Source organism: Pseudomonas sp. GW456-E7 (assembly GCF_059424105.1).
Map to the genome: position 1 here is coordinate 46642 of NZ_JBWKZB010000008.1, position 17132 is coordinate 63773.

Annotated in this window: 17 protein-coding genes; 3 read left to right on the forward strand and 14 right to left on the reverse strand. The window is 59.2% G+C overall.

The features are described from left to right. Positions 1-105 precede the first annotated feature (105 nt). The 9 genes from AC07YV_RS07720 to AC07YV_RS07760 form a co-directional block, all read right to left on the reverse strand. Positions 106-858, reverse strand: coding sequence for a secretin N-terminal domain-containing protein (locus AC07YV_RS07720; RefSeq protein ID WP_102699201.1), 753 nt, complete (start codon positions 856-858; stop codon positions 106-108). A 361-nt stretch (positions 859-1219) separates the two neighbouring features. Then, positions 1220-1645 (reverse strand): GNAT family N-acetyltransferase, encoded by a 426-nt coding sequence (locus AC07YV_RS07725; RefSeq protein WP_095966499.1) that lies wholly within the window; start codon positions 1643-1645, stop codon positions 1220-1222. Then, the gene (locus tag AC07YV_RS07730; protein WP_102699200.1) at positions 1638-2807 is read right to left on the reverse strand and encodes a ribosomal protein uL16 3-hydroxylase; all 1170 of its coding nucleotides are present in this window, start codon (positions 2805-2807) and stop codon (positions 1638-1640) included. The genes AC07YV_RS07725 and AC07YV_RS07730 overlap by 8 nt, the downstream gene beginning before the upstream one ends. An 86-nt stretch (positions 2808-2893) precedes the next feature. After that, entirely contained in the window at positions 2894-4264 is a 1371-nt protein-coding gene (gene purB, locus AC07YV_RS07735; RefSeq protein WP_102699199.1) for an adenylosuccinate lyase, read from the reverse strand. Between the two features lie 124 nt (positions 4265-4388). After that, the gene (gene hflD, locus AC07YV_RS07740) at positions 4389-5012 is read right to left on the reverse strand and encodes a high frequency lysogenization protein HflD (RefSeq protein ID WP_007972088.1); all 624 of its coding nucleotides are present in this window, start codon (positions 5010-5012) and stop codon (positions 4389-4391) included. Continuing rightward, a complete protein-coding gene (mnmA, locus tag AC07YV_RS07745; RefSeq protein WP_007972086.1) occupies positions 5009-6142 on the reverse strand; it encodes a tRNA 2-thiouridine(34) synthase MnmA in 1134 nt (377 codons plus the stop codon). Before mnmA ends, hflD begins: the two co-directional genes overlap by 4 nt. Before the next feature lie 59 nt (positions 6143-6201). After that, a complete protein-coding gene (locus AC07YV_RS07750; RefSeq protein WP_102699198.1) occupies positions 6202-6648 on the reverse strand; it encodes an NUDIX hydrolase in 447 nt (148 codons plus the stop codon). 213 nt (positions 6649-6861) lie between these two features. Beyond that, a complete protein-coding gene (locus AC07YV_RS07755) occupies positions 6862-9087 on the reverse strand; it encodes an NADP-dependent isocitrate dehydrogenase (protein ID WP_102699197.1) in 2226 nt (741 codons plus the stop codon). A 327-nt stretch (positions 9088-9414) separates the two neighbouring features. Continuing rightward, positions 9415-9582: a hypothetical protein gene (locus tag AC07YV_RS07760; protein ID WP_173900797.1), complete on the reverse strand. Its 168-nt coding sequence runs from the start codon at positions 9580-9582 to the stop codon at positions 9415-9417. On the opposite strand from AC07YV_RS07760, the gene icd reads away from it, so the two are divergent. Then, positions 9581-10837, forward strand: coding sequence for an NADP-dependent isocitrate dehydrogenase (gene icd, locus AC07YV_RS07765; RefSeq protein WP_007972065.1), 1257 nt, complete (start codon positions 9581-9583; stop codon positions 10835-10837). The genes AC07YV_RS07760 and icd overlap by 2 nt on opposite strands. A gap of 80 nt (positions 10838-10917) precedes the next feature. Here the strand turns inward: icd and cspD are convergent, their stop codons facing one another. Further along, positions 10918-11172 carry a cold shock domain-containing protein CspD gene (gene cspD, locus AC07YV_RS07770; protein ID WP_102699196.1) on the reverse strand — a complete coding sequence of 85 codons (255 nt, stop codon included), beginning with the start codon at positions 11170-11172 and terminating at the stop codon, positions 10918-10920. 223 nt (positions 11173-11395) lie between these two features. On the opposite strand from cspD, the gene clpS reads away from it, so the two are divergent. Then, positions 11396-11758 (forward strand): ATP-dependent Clp protease adapter ClpS, encoded by a 363-nt coding sequence (gene clpS, locus AC07YV_RS07775; RefSeq protein WP_015094394.1) that lies wholly within the window; start codon positions 11396-11398, stop codon positions 11756-11758. 30 nt (positions 11759-11788) lie between these two features. Further along, positions 11789-14059, forward strand: a complete 2271-nt coding sequence (clpA, locus tag AC07YV_RS07780; protein WP_007972069.1) for an ATP-dependent Clp protease ATP-binding subunit ClpA — start codon at positions 11789-11791, stop codon at positions 14057-14059. 238 nt (positions 14060-14297) lie between these two features. Here the strand turns inward: clpA and infA are convergent, their stop codons facing one another. The 4 genes from infA to trxB all read right to left on the reverse strand — a co-directional run bounded on the left by infA (position 14298) and on the right by trxB (position 17095). After that, a complete protein-coding gene (gene infA, locus AC07YV_RS07785) occupies positions 14298-14516 on the reverse strand; it encodes a translation initiation factor IF-1 (protein ID WP_002553999.1) in 219 nt (72 codons plus the stop codon). A gap of 111 nt (positions 14517-14627) precedes the next feature. Continuing rightward, positions 14628-15335 (reverse strand): arginyltransferase, encoded by a 708-nt coding sequence (locus tag AC07YV_RS07790; RefSeq protein WP_102699195.1) that lies wholly within the window; start codon positions 15333-15335, stop codon positions 14628-14630. 57 nt (positions 15336-15392) lie between these two features. Beyond that, a complete protein-coding gene (gene aat, locus AC07YV_RS07795) occupies positions 15393-16073 on the reverse strand; it encodes a leucyl/phenylalanyl-tRNA--protein transferase (RefSeq protein ID WP_102699224.1) in 681 nt (226 codons plus the stop codon). Positions 16074-16135: 62 nt separating this feature from the next. Continuing rightward, positions 16136-17095 (reverse strand): thioredoxin-disulfide reductase, encoded by a 960-nt coding sequence (gene trxB / locus AC07YV_RS07800; protein ID WP_102699194.1) that lies wholly within the window; start codon positions 17093-17095, stop codon positions 16136-16138. Positions 17096-17132: the final 37 nt, after the last annotated feature.

Here is a 17132-nt window from a genome sequence, read left to right on the forward strand (position 1 = left end):
GGCCATCATGCCTTCGCTTTTTTGGCTCGTCAAACGTTTTGTAGTGCTTTTTTTCAAGCACTACATCTTTGGTCTAATACGACTCGCCAGTCAGTTTTCGGTGGTTTAGTCCAAGGTGTCGACTTTCACCCGCAAAGTCATGTCGTTGCGGCTCTGGGTTGAGTAGCTGCGGGTCTGGCCCTGTTTGTCGGCCTGGGTCTGGCCATTGACCCCGGCCAGCAGGATCCACTCACCGAGGTGGCCGGTGACGGTTGTGTCGGTACTTTGCACGTTCACTACATCCTGACGTTCCTGGCTCATGCGGTCACGGTTGGTACTGATCGAGAGGTGAACGATGTCGCCGGTGACGTTTGCGGTGACGTAAAAGCCCTGGGTGACGTTGCGGTATTCGGTCTGGCTGCGCAGGTCGCCATAGCCATCGGTCTGCGAGCTGGTCAGTGGCACGCTCTGGCCGATCTGGATCAGCGCCGGTGCGCCTTCGCTGGCCTGCACTTGCTGAATGCCGCCGTCACGGCTGTCGGTGCTGTAGTTGATGATGCGGGTCTTGGCGCCGTTGGCTGAAGAACCCTGGTCACCCTGGAAGTTGTTGTCGCTGGTGTCGACAGTGATCAGCAGGCGCTTGGGTGCTGTGTCGAGTTGGGAAACAAGGGCTTTAAGTTCGTCGATCTTGCGTTGATCGGCGTTGACGATGAGTTGATTGCCGTAGGCGCTGACCTGTCCGTCCTTGCCGATGAAATCCTGCGCCACCGGCAGCAGGTCGGCGCTGGTGCGGTAGTTCAGGGGCACGATTTCTGTGGCTGCCATGACCGAAAAACTGCAGGCTACCAGCAGGGTGCTGAGCAGGGCGCGTAGGGACATATCCGTTATCTCCGGCTTTGTGATTTGTGTAGGAGCGAGCTTGCTCGCGATGGTCGTGAACGATAATGCTTTAAGCCTGACACCCCCGCGGCGTTCTCAGGAGCATCGTCGGAACGCCGCCCGGAGCAAGCTCGCTCCTACAGGTGCATGTGTTGATATTGCCAGTTTGTCGGCCTGGAGTGGCGCTAGTTGAATCCTGGACAGCAAAACGCCCCGGCATCGTGTGATGTCAGGGCGTTTTGTGGTGCTTGCATGTTGCTTTTGTGGCGAGGGGGCTTGCCCCCGTTGGGCTGCGCAGCAGCCCTGAAATCTTGGGGTCGCTTCGCGACCCAACGGGGGCAAGCCCCCCCGCCACAGGGTCTCAGGCCGAATGCCGAACCATGTCCACATGCGGAATCCCGGCTTCCAGGAACTCCTCACTGACCATGTGAAAGCCCAGGCGCTCATAGAACGCCGTGGCTTGTACCTGGGCGCTGAGCATCTGCTGCTTGAGTCCGCGCTCCTCGGCTTCGCCGATGACCGCTTGCATCAATGCATCGCCGACTTTCAGGCCGCGCCAGTCCTTGAGTACCGAGACCCGGCCGACATGTCCATCGGGCAGCAGGCGCGCGGTGCCAATCGGAAAGTCGCCTTCGTAAGCGAGGAAATGCACGGCATCAATGTCATCGGCGTCCCATTCCAGTTCTGGCGGAACGGATTGCTCGGCGACGAACACCGCTTCACGAATGCGCCGGATCTCGGCGTTGTCCTTTTGCCAGTCTGCGACACGTACGTGAATCTTATTCATCGGCAAACCCCAGGCTTCCTTGCTTGACCAGTTCGCACAAGAGGCCGCGGCCGTCTTCATCGCTTAACCATTCGCCGAGGTTGTCGGTGTGCAGCGCGTCGGCGGCGCAGATCATCTTCAGCAGTTCGCGCAGTTTGCCCGGCAGGTAACGGCTCTGGCCGCTGGCGAACAGCAGCAGGTCGTCATCGACTTCGGACCACGCCAGGCGCGCGCTCGGGTTGCGAATCAGGATCGCGCCTTGCTCCAGGGCGGACATGAAGTCTTCTTCTTCGACGTCTTCCGGACCTACCACCAGTTCCGGGTAGCGTGGCTCGGTCATGAACTGGCCGAACCAGGTCAGCAGCAGGCGCTCGTCGCTCATGTGCTCGGCCAGCAGGCCTTTGAGGCGGTCGAGTGCATCGCGCTGGATCTGGTGAGGATCGGCAGCCGGCAAGGCGTCGGCGTCGGTGTAGCGTTCTTCGTCCGACAGGAACTGGCTGAGGAAGTCAGTGAAGTGGGTCAGCACTTCAGCGGCGCTCGGCGCGCGGAAGCCCACCGAGTAGGTCATGCAGTCATCCACGGCGACGCCGCAGTGAGCCAGGCGCGGCGGCAGGTAGAGCATGTCGCCCGGTTCCAGCACCCATTCATCGGTGGCTTCGAATTCGGAGAGGATGCGCAGGTCGGCGTGGGCCAGCATCGGGCTCTCGGCGTTGCACATCTGGCCGATCTTCCAGTTGCGCTTGCCGTGGCCTTGCAGCAGGAACACGTCGTAGTTGTCGAAGTGCGGACCCACGCTGCCACCTGGCGCGGCGTAGCTGATCATCACGTCGTCGATGCGCCAGCTCGGCAGGAAGCGGAAGTTTTCCAGCAGTTCGCTGACTTCCGGGACGAACTGATCCACGGCTTGAACCAGCAGGGTCCAGTCACGCTCAGGCAGCTTGCTGAATTCATCTTCGGCGAACGGGCCGCGACGCAGTTCCCATGGACGCTCGCCATTCTCGATGATCAGGCGCGATTCGACTTCTTCTTCCAGCGCCAGGCCGGCCAGTTCGTCGGCGTCGATCGGGCTTTCGAAATCAGGAATCGCCTGACGGATCAACAGCGGCTTTTTCTGCCAGTAATCGCGCAGGAATTCCCGTGCCGTGATGCCGCCCAGAAGTTGAAGAGGAATATCAGGATTCATGTGTAACCTATTGAAAAAATGCACTTTTCAGACGGGAATAAAAACGCCCGGCGCGGCCGGGCGTCTTCAAAGGGTCTAGCGATCGATCAGATGCGTTTGGCTTGCTCTACAGCGTTGCCGATGTAGTTCGCCGGGGTGAGCAGTTTCAGCTCGGCCTTGGCGGCGGCTGGCATGTCCAGGCCGTCGATGAAAGTCTGCAGCGCTTCAGGGCTGATGCCCTTGCCGCGGGTCAGTTCTTTCAGTTTTTCGTACGGGTTTTCGATGTTGTAGCGACGCATCACGGTCTGGATCGGCTCGGCCAATACTTCCCAGCAAGCGTCCAGGTCGGCGGCAATCTTCTGCTCGTTGAGCTCAAGCTTGCTGATGCCCTTGAGGCTGGCTTCGTACGCGATCACGCTGTGGGCGAAGCCGACACCGAGGTTACGCAGTACGGTGGAGTCGGTCAGGTCGCGCTGCCAGCGGGAGATCGGCAGCTTGCTCGCCAGGTGCTGGAGCAGTGCGTTGGCGATGCCCAGGTTGCCTTCGGAGTTTTCGAAGTCGATCGGGTTGACCTTGTGCGGCATGGTCGACGAACCGATTTCGCCAGCGATGGTGCGCTGTTTGAAGTAACCCAGGGAGATATAGCCCCAGATGTCGCGGTCGAAGTCGATCAGGATGGTGTTGAAGCGGGCGATCGCGTCGAACAGCTCGGCAATGTAGTCGTGCGGTTCGATCTGCGTGGTGTACGGGTTGAAGCCCAGGCCCAGCTCGTCTTCGATGAAGGCGCGGGCATTGGCTTCCCAGTCGATCTCAGGGTAGGCCGACAGGTGGGCGTTGTAGTTGCCGACAGCGCCGTTGATCTTGCCCAGCAGCGGAACGGCAGCGACTTGAGCGATCTGGCGCTCAAGGCGGTAAACCACGTTCGCCAGTTCTTTGCCCAGGGTGGTCGGCGAGGCCGGTTGACCGTGGGTGCGCGACAGCATCGGCACGTCGGCGAAGCGGATGGCCAGTTCGCGGATGGCGTTGGCGGTCTGGCGCATCAGCGGCAGCATCACGTCATCACGGCCTTCGCGCAGCATCAGGGCGTGGGACAGGTTGTTGATGTCCTCGCTGGTGCAGGCAAAGTGGATGAACTCGCTGACCTTGGCCAGTTCCGGCAGCTTGGCCGCTTGCTCTTTGAGCAGGTACTCGATGGCCTTGACGTCGTGGTTGGTGGTGCGCTCGATCTCTTTGACGCGCTCGGCGTGCTCCAGAGAGAAGTTTTCCGCCAGGGTGTTGAGCACAGCGTTGGCTTCGGCGGAGAACGCCGGCACTTCGCTGATGGCAGGGTGAGCGGCCAGGCGCTGGAGCCAGCGCACTTCAACCAGAACACGGGCACGGATCAGGCCGTACTCGCTGAAAATTGGGCGCAGGGCCTGGGTTTTGCCGGCGTAGCGGCCGTCAACAGGGGAAACCGCAGTGAGCGAAGAGAGCTGCATGGGGTGTTCTCGGACAGTCGGGCAACGAAATGGGGCGCGTATCATACATGAAAAAATCCGCCGGTCCGTCGCCAACTGACCGGCGTATTACGCGTATTGCAGAGTTCGGTACTGTCGATGCGGGTTATTCGTTACGCATCAAGGGGTAAAGCTCTTTGAGCAATTTGCGACGGCTGATCACCAACTGCCAGCGATGACCGCCCAATTGCCGCCACAGGCGTGCAGAACGGATGCCGGCCAGCAGCAGGGCGCGAATTTTCGAGGCGTTGCTCGGTTGTTGCAGGTTACGCATGTCGCCGTGCACCTGGATACGTTGGCGCAGGGTACTCAACGTGTCCTGGTACAGCGCGCCGCAGGCGGCGATCACGTTTTCGTGCGCCGGGCCGAAGTGTTCGACCTGGGACTGGATCTGCGGCAAACGCTTGCCGATCACCTCGAGCATGTCGCCACGTTTTGCCAATTGGCGCTCAAGACCGAGCATCGCCAGGGCATAGCGCAGCGGCTCGCGCTGCAGGGCGCTCGGGTCGCGCTCGAGGGCGCCGATCAGGGCGCGATAGCCTTCACGCAGGTTGATGTCATCGCCGCCATAGACTTCCAGGGTGTCCTTGGGGTCGCGGATCAGCAGGCTGCCGAGCATGCAGCTCAGGCCGGCCTCGTTGGTCTGGCCGCTCTTGGCAATCCTGTCCACCAGCACCGCGGCGAGAAACACGCCGCCCAGTGCTGTCAGTTGCTCCTGAATCGGGTTCATAGGGCCTGGCCCTTGCTCGTCCACGGCTCGGCGACTTCAATCACGCCGCCGCCGAGGCAGATCTCACCGTCATAGAACACCACGGACTGGCCCGGAGTGACCGCGCGTTGCGGATCATCGAAGGTCGCGCGATAACCGGTGGCGGTTTTTTCCAGGGTGCAGGGCTGGTCGCTCTGACGATAACGAACCTTGGCGGTCAGCTTGCGTGGCTGGCTCAGGTCGATCGGGTTGACCCAGTAGATATCGGAGGCGAGCAGGGCGCGGGAGAACAGCCACGGGTGGTCATTGCCCTGGCCGACGATCAGCTCGTTGTGCTCCAGGTCCTTGATCAGCACGTACCACGGCTCGTCACTGGCATCTTTCAGGCCGCCGATGCCCAGGCCCTGGCGCTGGCCGATGGTGTGATACATCAGGCCGTGATGACGGCCGATGATTTCACCTTCGGTGGTCTTGATCTCGCCCGGTTGTGCCGGCAGGTACTGTTTGAGGAAGTCGCTGAAACGGCGCTCGCCGATAAAGCAGATCCCGGTGGAGTCCTTCTTCTTCGCGGTCGCCAGTTCGTATTTCTCGGCAATCGCGCGCACTTGCGGTTTTTCCAGTTCGCCGACCGGGAACAGGGTCTTGGCGATCTGTTCGCCGCCGACGGCGTGCAGGAAGTAGCTCTGGTCCTTGTTCGGGTCCAGGCCCTTGAGTAGTTCGGTGCGGCCATCGATGTCGCGGCGACGCACGTAGTGGCCGGTGGCGATCAGGTCGGCGCCAAGCATCATGGCGTAGTCGAGGAATGCCTTGAACTTGATTTCGCGGTTGCACAGGATGTCCGGGTTCGGCGTGCGTCCGGCCTTGTATTCGGCCAGGAAATGCTCGAACACGTTGTCCCAGTACTCGGCGGCGAAGTTGGCGGTGTGCAGCTTGATACCGATCTTGTCGCACACGGCCTGGGCGTCCGCCAGGTCATCCATGGCGGTGCAGTATTCCGTTCCATCGTCTTCTTCCCAGTTCTTCATGAACAGGCCTTCCACCTCATAACCCTGCTCGATCAGCAGGAGGGCGGAAACGGAAGAGTCCACGCCGCCGGACATGCCGACAATGACGCGCTTCTTTTGTGTGTCAGAAGGGGCTGGATCACGCATAGGGATTCAATGAGTGTCTTGAAAAAGGACGCGATTCTAACAGGCCGGAGCCTGCATGGCTAAAGAGAAGGACGGATCAATTCAAGGCCGAAGTGTTGGCCTGCCAGATAGTCATCGATGCAGCGCATGATCAGCTCGCTGCGCCAGTTGTCGCGCTGCTCGATTAATTCCTCGCGGGTCAACCACTTGGCGCCGACGATGCCGTCGTCCAGTTGATAATCGGGGTGGTGTTTCAGCGCTTTGGCGATGAAGCAGACCCGCTGGTAGGTCACGCCGTTGCTCGGGGCGGTGTAGAGGTAGATGCCCAGTACGCCGGTCGGTTCGACATCCCAGCCGGTTTCCTCGAGGGTTTCGCGCACGGCGGCTTCGGTCAGGGTTTCGTTCGGATCCAGGTGGCCGGCGGGCTGGTTGAGCACCACGCGACCGTGCTTGAGTTCTTCGACCATCAGGAAGCGGCCGTTGTCTTCGACGATGGTGGCGACGGTGATGTGGGGTTTCCAGTCCATGAGGCGTCCTCAGATCAAGTTTGGAATGCGATCAAAGTGGGAGCGAGCCTGCTCGCGAAAGCGGTGGGTCAGCCAGCATTGATGTTGAATGATAAACCGCATTCGCGAGCAGGCTCGCTCCCACAGGGTCCGATTTCGACAGATAAAGTTGTGTAAACGCCACAAACACAAACCCCGGCACATGGCCGGGGTTTGTGATGCTTCCTTACAACCTTAAACCAACGCTGCAACCGCTGCGTTGAAGGTTGCGCTTGGACGCATGGCCTTGCTGATCAGCTCGGCGTCGGCGTGGTAGTAACCGCCGATGTCCACTGGCTTGCCCTGAACGGCGTTGAGTTCGGCAACGATGGTCGCCTCGTTCTCGGTCAGGGTTTTGGCCAGGGTCGCGAACTGCGCTTGCAGTGCAGTGTCTTCGGTCTGGGCGGCCAGGGCTTGAGCCCAGTACAGCGCCAGGTAGAAGTGGCTGCCGCGGTTGTCGATGTTGCCGACTTTGCGCGATGGCGACTTGTTGTTGTCCAGGAACTGGCCGGTGGCCTGGTCCAGGGTCTTGGCCAGTACCAGCGCCTTTGGATTGTTGTAGGTCACGCCCAGGTGTTCCAGGGACGCGGCCAGGGCCAGGAATTCACCCAGCGAATCCCAGCGCAGGAAGTTCTCTTCCAGCAGTTGCTGAACGTGCTTCGGCGCCGAACCGCCGGCGCCGGTTTCGAACAGGCCACCGCCGTTCATCAGCGGCACGATCGACAGCATCTTGGCGCTGGTGCCCAGTTCCATGATCGGGAACAGGTCGGTCAGGTAGTCGCGCAGTACGTTGCCGGTCACCGAGATGGTGTCCTTGCCTTCGCGGGTGCGCTGCAGGGTGAACTTCATGGCGTCGACAGGCGACATGATCTGGATGTCCAGGCCGGCGGTGTCGTGATCCTTCAGGTAAGCCTGAACTTTCTCGATCACCACGCCGTCGTGGGCGCGCATTGGGTCCAGCCAGAAAATCGCCGGCGTGCTGCTGGCGCGAGCACGGTTGACGGCCAGTTTGACCCAGTCCTGGATCGGTGCATCTTTGGTCTGGCACATGCGGAAGATGTCGCCGGCTTCGACCGACTGCTCCAGCAGCAGGTTGCCCTTGCTGTCGGTGACGCGAACGACGCCGTCAGCCTTGATCTGGAAGGTCTTGTCGTGGGAGCCGTATTCTTCGGCTTTCTTCGCCATCAGGCCAACGTTCGGCACGCTGCCCATGGTAGTCGGGTCGAATGCGCCGTTGGCTTTGCAATCTTCGATCACGGCCTGGTAGATGGTGGCGTAGCAACGATCCGGGATCACCGCCTTGGTGTCGTGCAACTGGCCGTCGGTGCCCCACATCTTGCCGGAGTCACGGATCATGGCCGGCATCGAAGCGTCGACGATCACGTCGCTCGGCACGTGCAGGTTGGTGATGCCTTTGTCGGAGTTGACCATCGCCAGGGAAGGGCGAGCGGCGTAGACCGCCTGGATGTCAGCTTCGATGGCCGCTTGCTGTTCAGCAGGCAGGGCCTTGATGCGAGCGTACAGGTCGCCGATGCCGTTGTTCAGGTTGAAGCCGATCTGTGCCAGCACGTCAGCGTGCTTGGCCAGTGCGTCTTTATAGAACTCGGCAACGATCTGGCCGAACATGATCGGGTCGGAGACCTTCATCATGGTGGCTTTCAGGTGAACCGACAGCAGCACGCCTTGTGCCTTGGCGTCTTCGATTTCGGCGGCGATGAAGCTGCGCAGGGCGTTTTTGCTCATGACCGCGCAATCGAGGATCTCACCGGCTTGTACGCTGGTCTTTTCTTTCAGGACGGTGGCGGTGCCGTCTTGAGCGATCAGTTCGATTTTCACGGCGTCAGCGGCGTCGATCAAGGCGGCTTTTTCGCTGCCGTAGAAATCGCCGGTGCTCATGTGCGCAATGTGGGACTTGGAGTCCTTGGCCCAGGCGCCCATTTTGTGCGGGTGCTTGCGCGCGTAATTCTTGACCGACAGCGGAGCGCGACGGTCGGAGTTGCCTTCACGCAGAACCGGGTTCACGGCGCTGCCCTTGACCTTGTCGTAGCGCGCCTTGGCTTCTTTGTCGGCGTCGCAGGTCACGGTTTCCGGGTAGTCCGGCAGGTTGTAGCCCTGGGCTTGCAGCTCTTTGATCGCGGCTTGCAGTTGTGGAACCGAAGCACTGATGTTCGGCAGCTTGATGATGTTGGCTTCAGGCGTAACGGCCAGGGCGCCCAGTTCGGCGAGGTGGTCGGCTACGGCTTTGTCACCCAGTTGCTCGGGGAAGCTGGCCAGGATGCGCCCTGCAAGAGAGATATCGCGGGTTTCAACGGCGATATCAGCCGAGGCGGTGAACGCCTCTACGATAGGCAACAGTGAATAGGTGGCGAGGGCAGGAGCTTCGTCGGTGAAGGTATAGATGATCTTCGAGCGGGTGGGCATATTCGGATTAACTCTCTCTTCTTTGCTAAAGCGTGCGCAGAAACTCGAGGGCGCCGGGTAAGCGCGTTCGTTCAAAGTCATCCATGAGCCGAATATCGAGGTTTCGTTGCTGTGATGTTGGGTGCATCAGTGGGGTGTCAAGCAGTCGGGCTGCGGTAACAGACCGACTAATCGGGCGTAAACACTCGTCGTAGAGCTGTTCAGTCCGTCGTGACCCTTTAGTCAGCGGCGGCATTATACATAGGTAGCTGGCAATCTGCCGATGGTTCATACGCAACGAATGTCGTCCATTGGTCTAAAGGTCGCAGGGGCGAGGAGGGCGTAAGGTCATTCGTCGTGCTTGAGTTTGGCGTTTTTCCCTTTGCTTTCAGGCTTGTAGGCCGCTGGTTGTGCGGCTTTGCGGCATATGGATAGAACATAGGGTTTGCGCGCCGATTCAACTGGGTTACGCTCGATCCAAGCCAGATGTTCAATCCAATCAATGGAGTTCAGCATGGGTTACAAGAAGATTCAGGTTCCAGCCGTCGGCGACAAAATCACCGTCAATGCAGACCATTCTCTCAATGTTCCTAATAACCCGATCATCCCCTTCATCGAAGGCGACGGCATTGGTGTCGACATCAGCCCGGTCATGATCAAGGTTGTCGATGCTGCTGTTAAGAAGGCTTATGGTGGCGAGCGCAAGATTTCCTGGATGGAGGTGTACGCCGGGGAAAAAGCGACTCAGGTCTACGATCAGGACACCTGGCTGCCTCAGGAAACCCTGGACGCGGTCAAGGATTACGTGGTTTCCATCAAGGGCCCGCTGACCACCCCGGTCGGTGGCGGCATCCGTTCGCTGAACGTGGCCCTGCGCCAGCAACTCGACCTGTACGTCTGCCTGCGTCCGGTGCGCTGGTTCGAAGGCGTGCCTAGCCCGGTCAAGAAGCCAGGCGATGTCGACATGACCATCTTTCGCGAGAACTCCGAAGACATCTACGCCGGTATCGAGTGGAAGGCCGGTACGCCGGAGGCCACCAAGGTCATCAAGTTCCTCAAGGAAGAAATGGGCGTCACCAAGATCCGTTTCGACGAGAACTGCGGTATCGGTGTCAAGCCGGTTTCGCTGCAAGGTACCAAGCGTCTGGCGCGCAAGGCCCTGCAATATGTGGTCGACAACGATCGCGATTCGCTGACCATCGTGCACAAAGGCAACATCATGAAGTTCACCGAAGGTGCCTTCAAGGAATGGGCCTACGAAGTGGCGGCTGAAGAATTCGGCGCGACCCTGCTCGACGGCGGCCCGTGGATGCAGTTCAAGAACCCGAAAACCGGCAAGAACGTCATCGTCAAGGATGCCATCGCCGACGCCATGCTCCAGCAGATCCTGCTGCGCCCGGCCGAGTACGATGTGATCGCGACCCTGAACCTGAACGGTGACTACCTCTCCGACGCCCTGGCGGCGGAAGTGGGCGGTATCGGTATCGCTCCGGGTGCCAACCTGTCCGACACCGTGGCCATGTTCGAAGCCACCCACGGTACGGCGCCGAAGTACGCCGGCAAGGACCAGGTCAACCCGGGTTCGCTGATCCTCTCCGCTGAAATGATGCTGCGCCACATGGGCTGGACCGAAGCGGCCGACCTGATCATCAAGGGCACCAATGGCGCGATTTCCGCCAAGACCGTGACCTATGATTTCGAGCGTCTGATGGAAGGGGCGAAACTGGTGTCGTCTTCCGGTTTCGGTGATGCGCTGATCTCGCACATGTAAGAAAACGCAGGTACACAAAAACCGCCTGATTCAAGAAGTTGAGTCAGGCGGTTTTTTTATGGCTGGTTGACCCGGCAGTGTTAAACCGAAACGGTCTGCTCAGGTGACTGTGTCGCGGCTTTCGAGGCATCCACCGGGTTGGCGATGTTGACCGCGTGCAGGCCTTTGGGGCCCTGGATGATGTCGAATACGACGGCTTGCCCGGCTTTCAGGGTTTTATAACCTTCCATTTTAATGGCCGAGTAGTGGGCAAACAGATCTTCTGTCTTGCCTTCCTCGTTGATGAATCCGTAACCCTTGGCGTTGTTGAACCACTTCACCTTGCCGACTGCCATACCCAACTCCCTCTGCAACAGACTCCATCACTGGAGTATCATCCACTACATCCGCAGTCGAACCTGTAAATAAGTTTGACTCCGCGGACCTTTTTTACCCACTGTGGGCTCTATTGGTTGTAACACCCTTTTGCCGATAGTCAAGCTGACCGGCAGTCGGAGTTGAAATCGCTGATAGCCGCCCCCACCACTGTATTTGAACAACTGACGAACCTTTCTTTCCATGCATGCAATCAGCCAGATTCGACTAACATTCAATCAGGATCGCCCTGATTTACACGACGACGATTCCGCAGGCATTGCTGTTCAGGAGGCAAAGCCTGCTCTACAGGCGCCGCCGATGTACAAGGTGGTTTTGTTCAATGATGACTACACACCGATGGATTTCGTCGTCGAAGTGCTCGAGGTGTTTTTTAACCTGAATCGCGAGCTGGCGACCAAGGTCATGCTGGCCGTCCATACAGAAGGACGGGCAGTATGTGGAGTGTTTACCCGCGACATCGCGGAGACCAAGGCCATGCAGGTCAACCAGTACGCCAGGGAAAGCCAGCATCCGCTACTCTGTGAAATCGAGAAGGACGGTTAATCGCCGACCACTTGGGTATGAGGTGAAGCTATGTTAAACCGCGAGCTCGAAGTCACCCTCAATCTTGCCTTCAAGGAGGCCCGTTCGAAGCGTCATGAGTTCATGACCGTCGAACACCTCCTGCTGGCCCTATTGGACAATGAGGCTGCCGCCACCGTTCTGCGTGCGTGCGGCGCAAACCTCGACAAACTCAAGCATGACCTGCAGGAGTTCATCGACTCCACCACGCCATTGATCCCCGTGCATGACGAGGATCGCGAAACCCAGCCAACCCTGGGCTTCCAGCGTGTCCTGCAACGTGCTGTGTTTCACGTACAGAGCTCGGGCAAACGCGAAGTGACTGGTGCCAACGTGCTGGTCGCGATCTTCAGTGAGCAAGAGAGTCAGGCGGTGTTCCTGCTGAAACAGCAGAGCGTTGCCCGCATAGATGTCGTCAACTACATCGCCCATGGCATTTCCAAGGTGCCGGGGCATGGCGATCACTCTGAAGGTGAGCAAGATATGCAGGACGACGAGGGCGGTGAGTCTTCTTCCTCGGGCAATCCCCTGGATGCTTATGCCAGCAACCTCAACGAACTCGCGCGCCAGGGTCGTATCGATCCGTTGGTGGGGCGTGAGCTGGAAGTCGAACGTGTCGCACAGATCCTGGCACGTCGACGCAAGAACAACCCGCTGCTGGTGGGCGAGGCGGGCGTGGGTAAAACCGCGATTGCCGAAGGCCTGGCCAAGCGCATTGTCGACAACCAGGTGCCGGACCTGCTGGCCAACAGCGTGGTTTACTCCCTCGACCTGGGTGCCCTGCTGGCCGGTACCAAGTACCGTGGCGATTTCGAGAAGCGCTTCAAGGCGTTGCTCAATGAGCTGAAAAAACGGCCGCAGGCAATCCTGTTCATCGACGAGATCCACACCATCATTGGTGCGGGTGCTGCGTCCGGTGGTGTCATGGATGCCTCGAACCTGCTCAAGCCGCTGCTGTCCTCGGGTGATATCCGTTGCATCGGGTCGACCACCTTCCAGGAATTCCGCGGCATCTTCGAGAAGGACCGTGCCTTGGCCCGGCGTTTCCAGAAGGTCGATGTGTCGGAGCCTTCGGTGGAAGACACCATTGGCATTCTGCGCGGCCTGAAGGGGCGTTTCGAAAGCCATCACAATATCGAATACAGCGATGAAGCCCTGCGCGCGGCTGCCGAACTGGCTTCGCGTTACATCAATGATCGTCACATGCCGGACAAGGCGATCGATGTGATCGACGAAGCGGGTGCCTACCAGCGCCTGCAACCGGTCGAGATGCGTGTTAAACGCATCGAAGTGCCTCAGGTCGAAGACATCGTCGCGAAAATCGCGCGGATTCCGCCAAAGCACGTCACCAGCTCCGATAAGGAATTGCTGCGTAACCTCGAGCGTGACCTGAAGTTGACCGTGTTTGGTCAGGATGCCGCGATCGACTCGCTGGCCACCGCGATCAAGTTGTCCCGTGCCGGCCTCAAGTCCCCTGACAAGCCTGTCGGTTCGTTCCTGTTCGCAGGGCCTACCGGTGTCGGTAAAACCGAAGCGGCGCGTCAGTTGGCCAAGGCGCTGGGTGTCGAGCTGATTCGTTTCGATATGTCCGAGTACATGGAGCGCCATACCGTATCGCGTCTGATCGGTGCGCCTCCGGGTTATGTCGGGTTCGACCAGGGCGGTCTGCTGACCGAGGCCATCACCAAGCAGCCACACTGCGTGCTGTTGCTCGATGAAATCGAGAAAGCGCATCCGGAAGTCTTCAACCTGCTGTTGCAGGTCATGGACCACGGTACCTTGACCGATAACAACGGGCGCAAGGCGGATTTCCGTAACGTGATCGTCATCATGACGACCAACGCCGGTGCCGAGACAGCCGCTCGTGCTTCGATCGGTTTCACCTTCCAGGACCACTCGTCCGATGCGATGGAAGTGATCAAGAAGAGCTTCACGCCGGAATTCCGCAACCGTCTGGACACCATTATCCAGTTTGGTCGCCTCAGCCATGAGGTCATCAAGAGCGTGGTGGACAAGTTCCTTACCGAGCTTCAGGCGCAGCTGGAAGACAAGCGAGTGTTGCTGGAAGTCACCGATGCGGCCCGCAGCTGGCTCGCCGAAGGTGGCTACGACGCGGCGATGGGTGCTCGTCCAATGGCGCGCCTGATCCAGGACAAGATCAAGCGTCCACTGGCGGAGGAGATTCTTTTTGGCGAACTGGCCGAGCATGGCGGTGTGGTGCACATCGACATCAAGGATGGCGAGCTGACCTTCGAGTTCGAGACCACGGCCGAGATGGCCTGACGTTAAACCGCAACAAAGCAAAAAGGCGCCGAAAGGCGCCTTTTTGTTATCTGAACACGAATCCCCCCCCCTGTAGGAGCTGCCGAAGGCTGCGATCTTTTGATTTTGTTTTTAAAGATCAAAAGATCGCAGCCTTCGGCAGCTCCTACAGAGGATCAGCGTCAGGAATTCAAGAGTGGGTCAAATCCCGCACAAACAAAAACGCCCGGCATAAGCCGGGCGTCTTGTATTGACCTGATTAGCGGGCGCGGTAAGTGATGCGCCCTTTGCTCAAGTCATAGGGAGTCAGCTCTACGCGCACTTTGTCGCCGGTAAGAATACGGATGTAGTTCTTGCGCATCTTGCCGGAGATGTGCGCGGTTACGACGTGCCCATTTTCCAACTCCACACGAAACATGGTGTTGGGCAGGGTGTCGACGACAGTGCCTTCCATTTCGAAGCTGTCTTCTTTCGACATGCAGTAAAGCCCTCGGTGTCCAATGAATGGCCCGGTGCAACTGCGCCAGGCAAAAGCGGCGTGCATTGTGCCCGAAAAGTGGGGTTTAAGCCAAGGGGTTTAGGGCCGGCTCTAGTTTAGAACCACCCAGCGCTGATTAATCAGCAACTCAATAGGGCGATATTGAGTCTTGTAATTCATTTTTTTGCAGTTTTTGATCCAGTAGCCGAGGTAGACCGCCTCTAGCCCCAGTCGCCTGGCCTCGGCGATTTGCCACAGGATTGCATAGCGCCCAAGGCTGCGACGCTCTTCGGATGGTTCGTAGAAGGTGTAGACAGCCGAAAGACCGTTCGGCAGTAAATCGGTGACGGCGACGGCCAGCAGCTGGCCGTTCAGGCGGAACTCATAAAACCGTGAAAACGGCAGGTCCCGCACCAGGAAGGTCGAAAACTGGTCGCGACTTGGCGGATACATGTCGCCATCGGCGTGACGCTGTTCGATGTAGCGCTGGTAAAGCTCGAAGTACTCTTCGTTGAAGCGGGGCTTGGCCGGACGCACCTGCAAGTCCGCGTTGCGCTTGAAGATGCGTTTCTGTTGCCGGTTGGGCGTGAACTGTCCCACGGGAATGCGCGCCGGAACGCAGGCATTGCAATTCTGGCAATGCGGCCGGTAGAGATGATCGCCACTGCGACGAAACCCCATCTCCGACAGGTCTGCATAGACATGCACATCCATGGGCTGGCTAGGGTCGAGGAACAGGGTTGTGGCCTGCTCATCGGGCAGATAACTGCAAGAGTGCGGCTGAGTGGCATAGAACTTCAAACGCGCCAACTCGGTCATGATCAACCCTCGGGATAATGCTTTTGAATAAGTGTAAGCCACGCGCGCAAATGTCGCTCAGCAAACCCAGGTGGCATGGTTGGGTTGGTCCAGATATCCGGCCAGATAGCTGGCAAACTCGCGGCGAGGAATCGCCCGGGCTCCCAAACTATGCAGGTGATCGGTGGGCATCTGGCAGTCGATCAGTACAAATCCTGAGTCTTTCAGATGCCGGACCAGGGTGGCAAAGCCGAATTTCGAGGCGTTGTCAGCGCGGCTGAACATGGACTCGCCAAAAAACAACCGACCCATCGCCAGGCCATACAGGCCGCCGACCAGTTCGTCCCCGTCCCACACTTCCACCGAGTGCGCGTGACCCCGCCTGTGCAGTTCGATGTAGGCCTCTTGCATCGCTTCGGTGATCCAGGTGCCGTCGGCGTAATCCCGGGGCGCCGCACAGGCGCGAATGACGGCGGCGAAGTCCTGGTCGAAGGTCACTTGATAGCGTTGCTGGCGCAGCAGTTTGTTCAGGCTGCGTGAGACGTGCAATTCGTCGGGAAGCAGAACCGTACGCGGGTCCGGCGACCACCAGAGAATCGGCTGGCCTTCGGAAAACCAAGGGAAGCAGCCGTGGCGATAAGCCGAGATCAGCCGATCGGCGGACAGGTCACCACCGGCAGCCAGCAGCCCGTTGGGGTCGCGCATGGCCTTTTCCAGCGGTGGGAAATGCAAGGTGTTGCGTTGTAACCAAGTCAGCATGGCATCCGGGCTTGCAGAAGGGGAGGGCAGTGGCGGGCGTTGGCCCGCCATAAAGTTTGCCTTCAAACGGCAGGAATGTCGTCGAGGTATTTTTCGGCGTCAAGCGCCGCCATGCAACCGGCCCCGGCCGATGTAACGGCCTGGCGATAAACATGATCGGCCACGTCGCCAGCGGCAAACACGCCTGCAATCGCCGTGGCGGTAGCATCGCCTTCGCTGCCGCCCTTGACCAGCAGATACCCGTCGCGCATTTCCAGTTGCCCGATGAACAGGTCGGTGTTGGGTTTGTGGCCGATGGCGATAAACACCCCGGCCAGCGCCAGCTCTGTGGTTTCACCCGTTTGACTGTCCCGCAGACGGGCACCGGTCACGCCACTGGCATCGCCGAGCACTTCGTCCAGATTCTGGTTCCAATGCAGGCGGATATTGCCGTTGGCGGCTTTTTCGAAGAGTTTGTCCTGGAGGATTTTCTCCGAGCGCAGTTTGTCGCGTCGATGGATCAGGTGCACTTCCCTGGCGATGTTCGACAGGTACAAGGCCTCCTCGACCGCCGTGTTGCCACCGCCGACCACCGCGACCACCTGGTTGCGATAGAAGAACCCGTCACAGGTCGCGCACGCCGACACCCCTTTGCCGGCGAATGCTTCCTCCGACGGCAGGCCCAGGTATTGCGCGGAGGCGCCGGTGGCAATGATCAGGGCGTCGCAGGTGTAGGTGCCGCCATCGCCGATCAACTCGAATGGCCGTTGTTGCAACTTGGCGGTATGGATGTGGTCGTAAACGATCTCGGTGGCAAAGCGCTCGGCGTGTTTTTGCATGCGCTCCATCAGCACGGGTCCGGTCAGGCCTTCGACGTCGCCTGGCCAGTTATCGACTTCGACGGTGGTGGTGAGCTGGCCACCTGCCTGTATGCCGGTAATGACAACGGGCTTGAGGTTGGCGCGGGCGGCATAAACGGCTGCGCTGTAACCGGCGGGACCGGAGCCCAGGACAATCAGGCGGGAATGCTTCGCTTCGCTCATAAAAACACCTCATAAGCCTTTGTCACAAAAGACAATG

Coding starts and splice junctions, on each gene's coding strand:
- aat (WP_102699224.1), bottom strand. CDS start 16,073: ATGCTGACTTGGTTACAACGCAACACCTTGCATTTCCCACCGCTGGAA.
- AC07YV_RS07725 (WP_095966499.1), bottom strand. CDS start 1,645: ATGAATAAGATTCACGTACGTGTCGCAGACTGGCAAAAGGACAACGCC.
- AC07YV_RS07730 (WP_102699200.1), bottom strand. CDS start 2,807: ATGAATCCTGATATTCCTCTTCAACTTCTGGGCGGCATCACGGCACGG.
- clpA (WP_007972069.1), top strand. CDS start 11,789: ATGTTAAACCGCGAGCTCGAAGTCACCCTCAATCTTGCCTTCAAGGAG.
- mnmA (WP_007972086.1), bottom strand. CDS start 6,142: ATGCGTGATCCAGCCCCTTCTGACACACAAAAGAAGCGCGTCATTGTC.
- purB (WP_102699199.1), bottom strand. CDS start 4,264: ATGCAGCTCTCTTCGCTCACTGCGGTTTCCCCTGTTGACGGCCGCTAC.
- trxB (WP_102699194.1), bottom strand. CDS start 17,095: ATGAGCGAAGCGAAGCATTCCCGCCTGATTGTCCTGGGCTCCGGTCCC.
- clpS (WP_015094394.1), top strand. CDS start 11,396: ATGCATGCAATCAGCCAGATTCGACTAACATTCAATCAGGATCGCCCT.
- AC07YV_RS07750 (WP_102699198.1), bottom strand. CDS start 6,648: ATGGACTGGAAACCCCACATCACCGTCGCCACCATCGTCGAAGACAAC.
- AC07YV_RS07755 (WP_102699197.1), bottom strand. CDS start 9,087: ATGCCCACCCGCTCGAAGATCATCTATACCTTCACCGACGAAGCTCCT.
- AC07YV_RS07760 (WP_173900797.1), bottom strand. CDS start 9,582: ATGCTGAACTCCATTGATTGGATTGAACATCTGGCTTGGATCGAGCGT.
- AC07YV_RS07720 (WP_102699201.1), bottom strand. CDS start 858: ATGTCCCTACGCGCCCTGCTCAGCACCCTGCTGGTAGCCTGCAGTTTT.
- infA (WP_002553999.1), bottom strand. CDS start 14,516: ATGTCGAAAGAAGACAGCTTCGAAATGGAAGGCACTGTCGTCGACACC.
- icd (WP_007972065.1), top strand. CDS start 9,581: ATGGGTTACAAGAAGATTCAGGTTCCAGCCGTCGGCGACAAAATCACC.
- AC07YV_RS07790 (WP_102699195.1), bottom strand. CDS start 15,335: ATGACCGAGTTGGCGCGTTTGAAGTTCTATGCCACTCAGCCGCACTCT.
- hflD (WP_007972088.1), bottom strand. CDS start 5,012: ATGAACCCGATTCAGGAGCAACTGACAGCACTGGGCGGCGTGTTTCTC.
- cspD (WP_102699196.1), bottom strand. CDS start 11,172: ATGGCAGTCGGCAAGGTGAAGTGGTTCAACAACGCCAAGGGTTACGGA.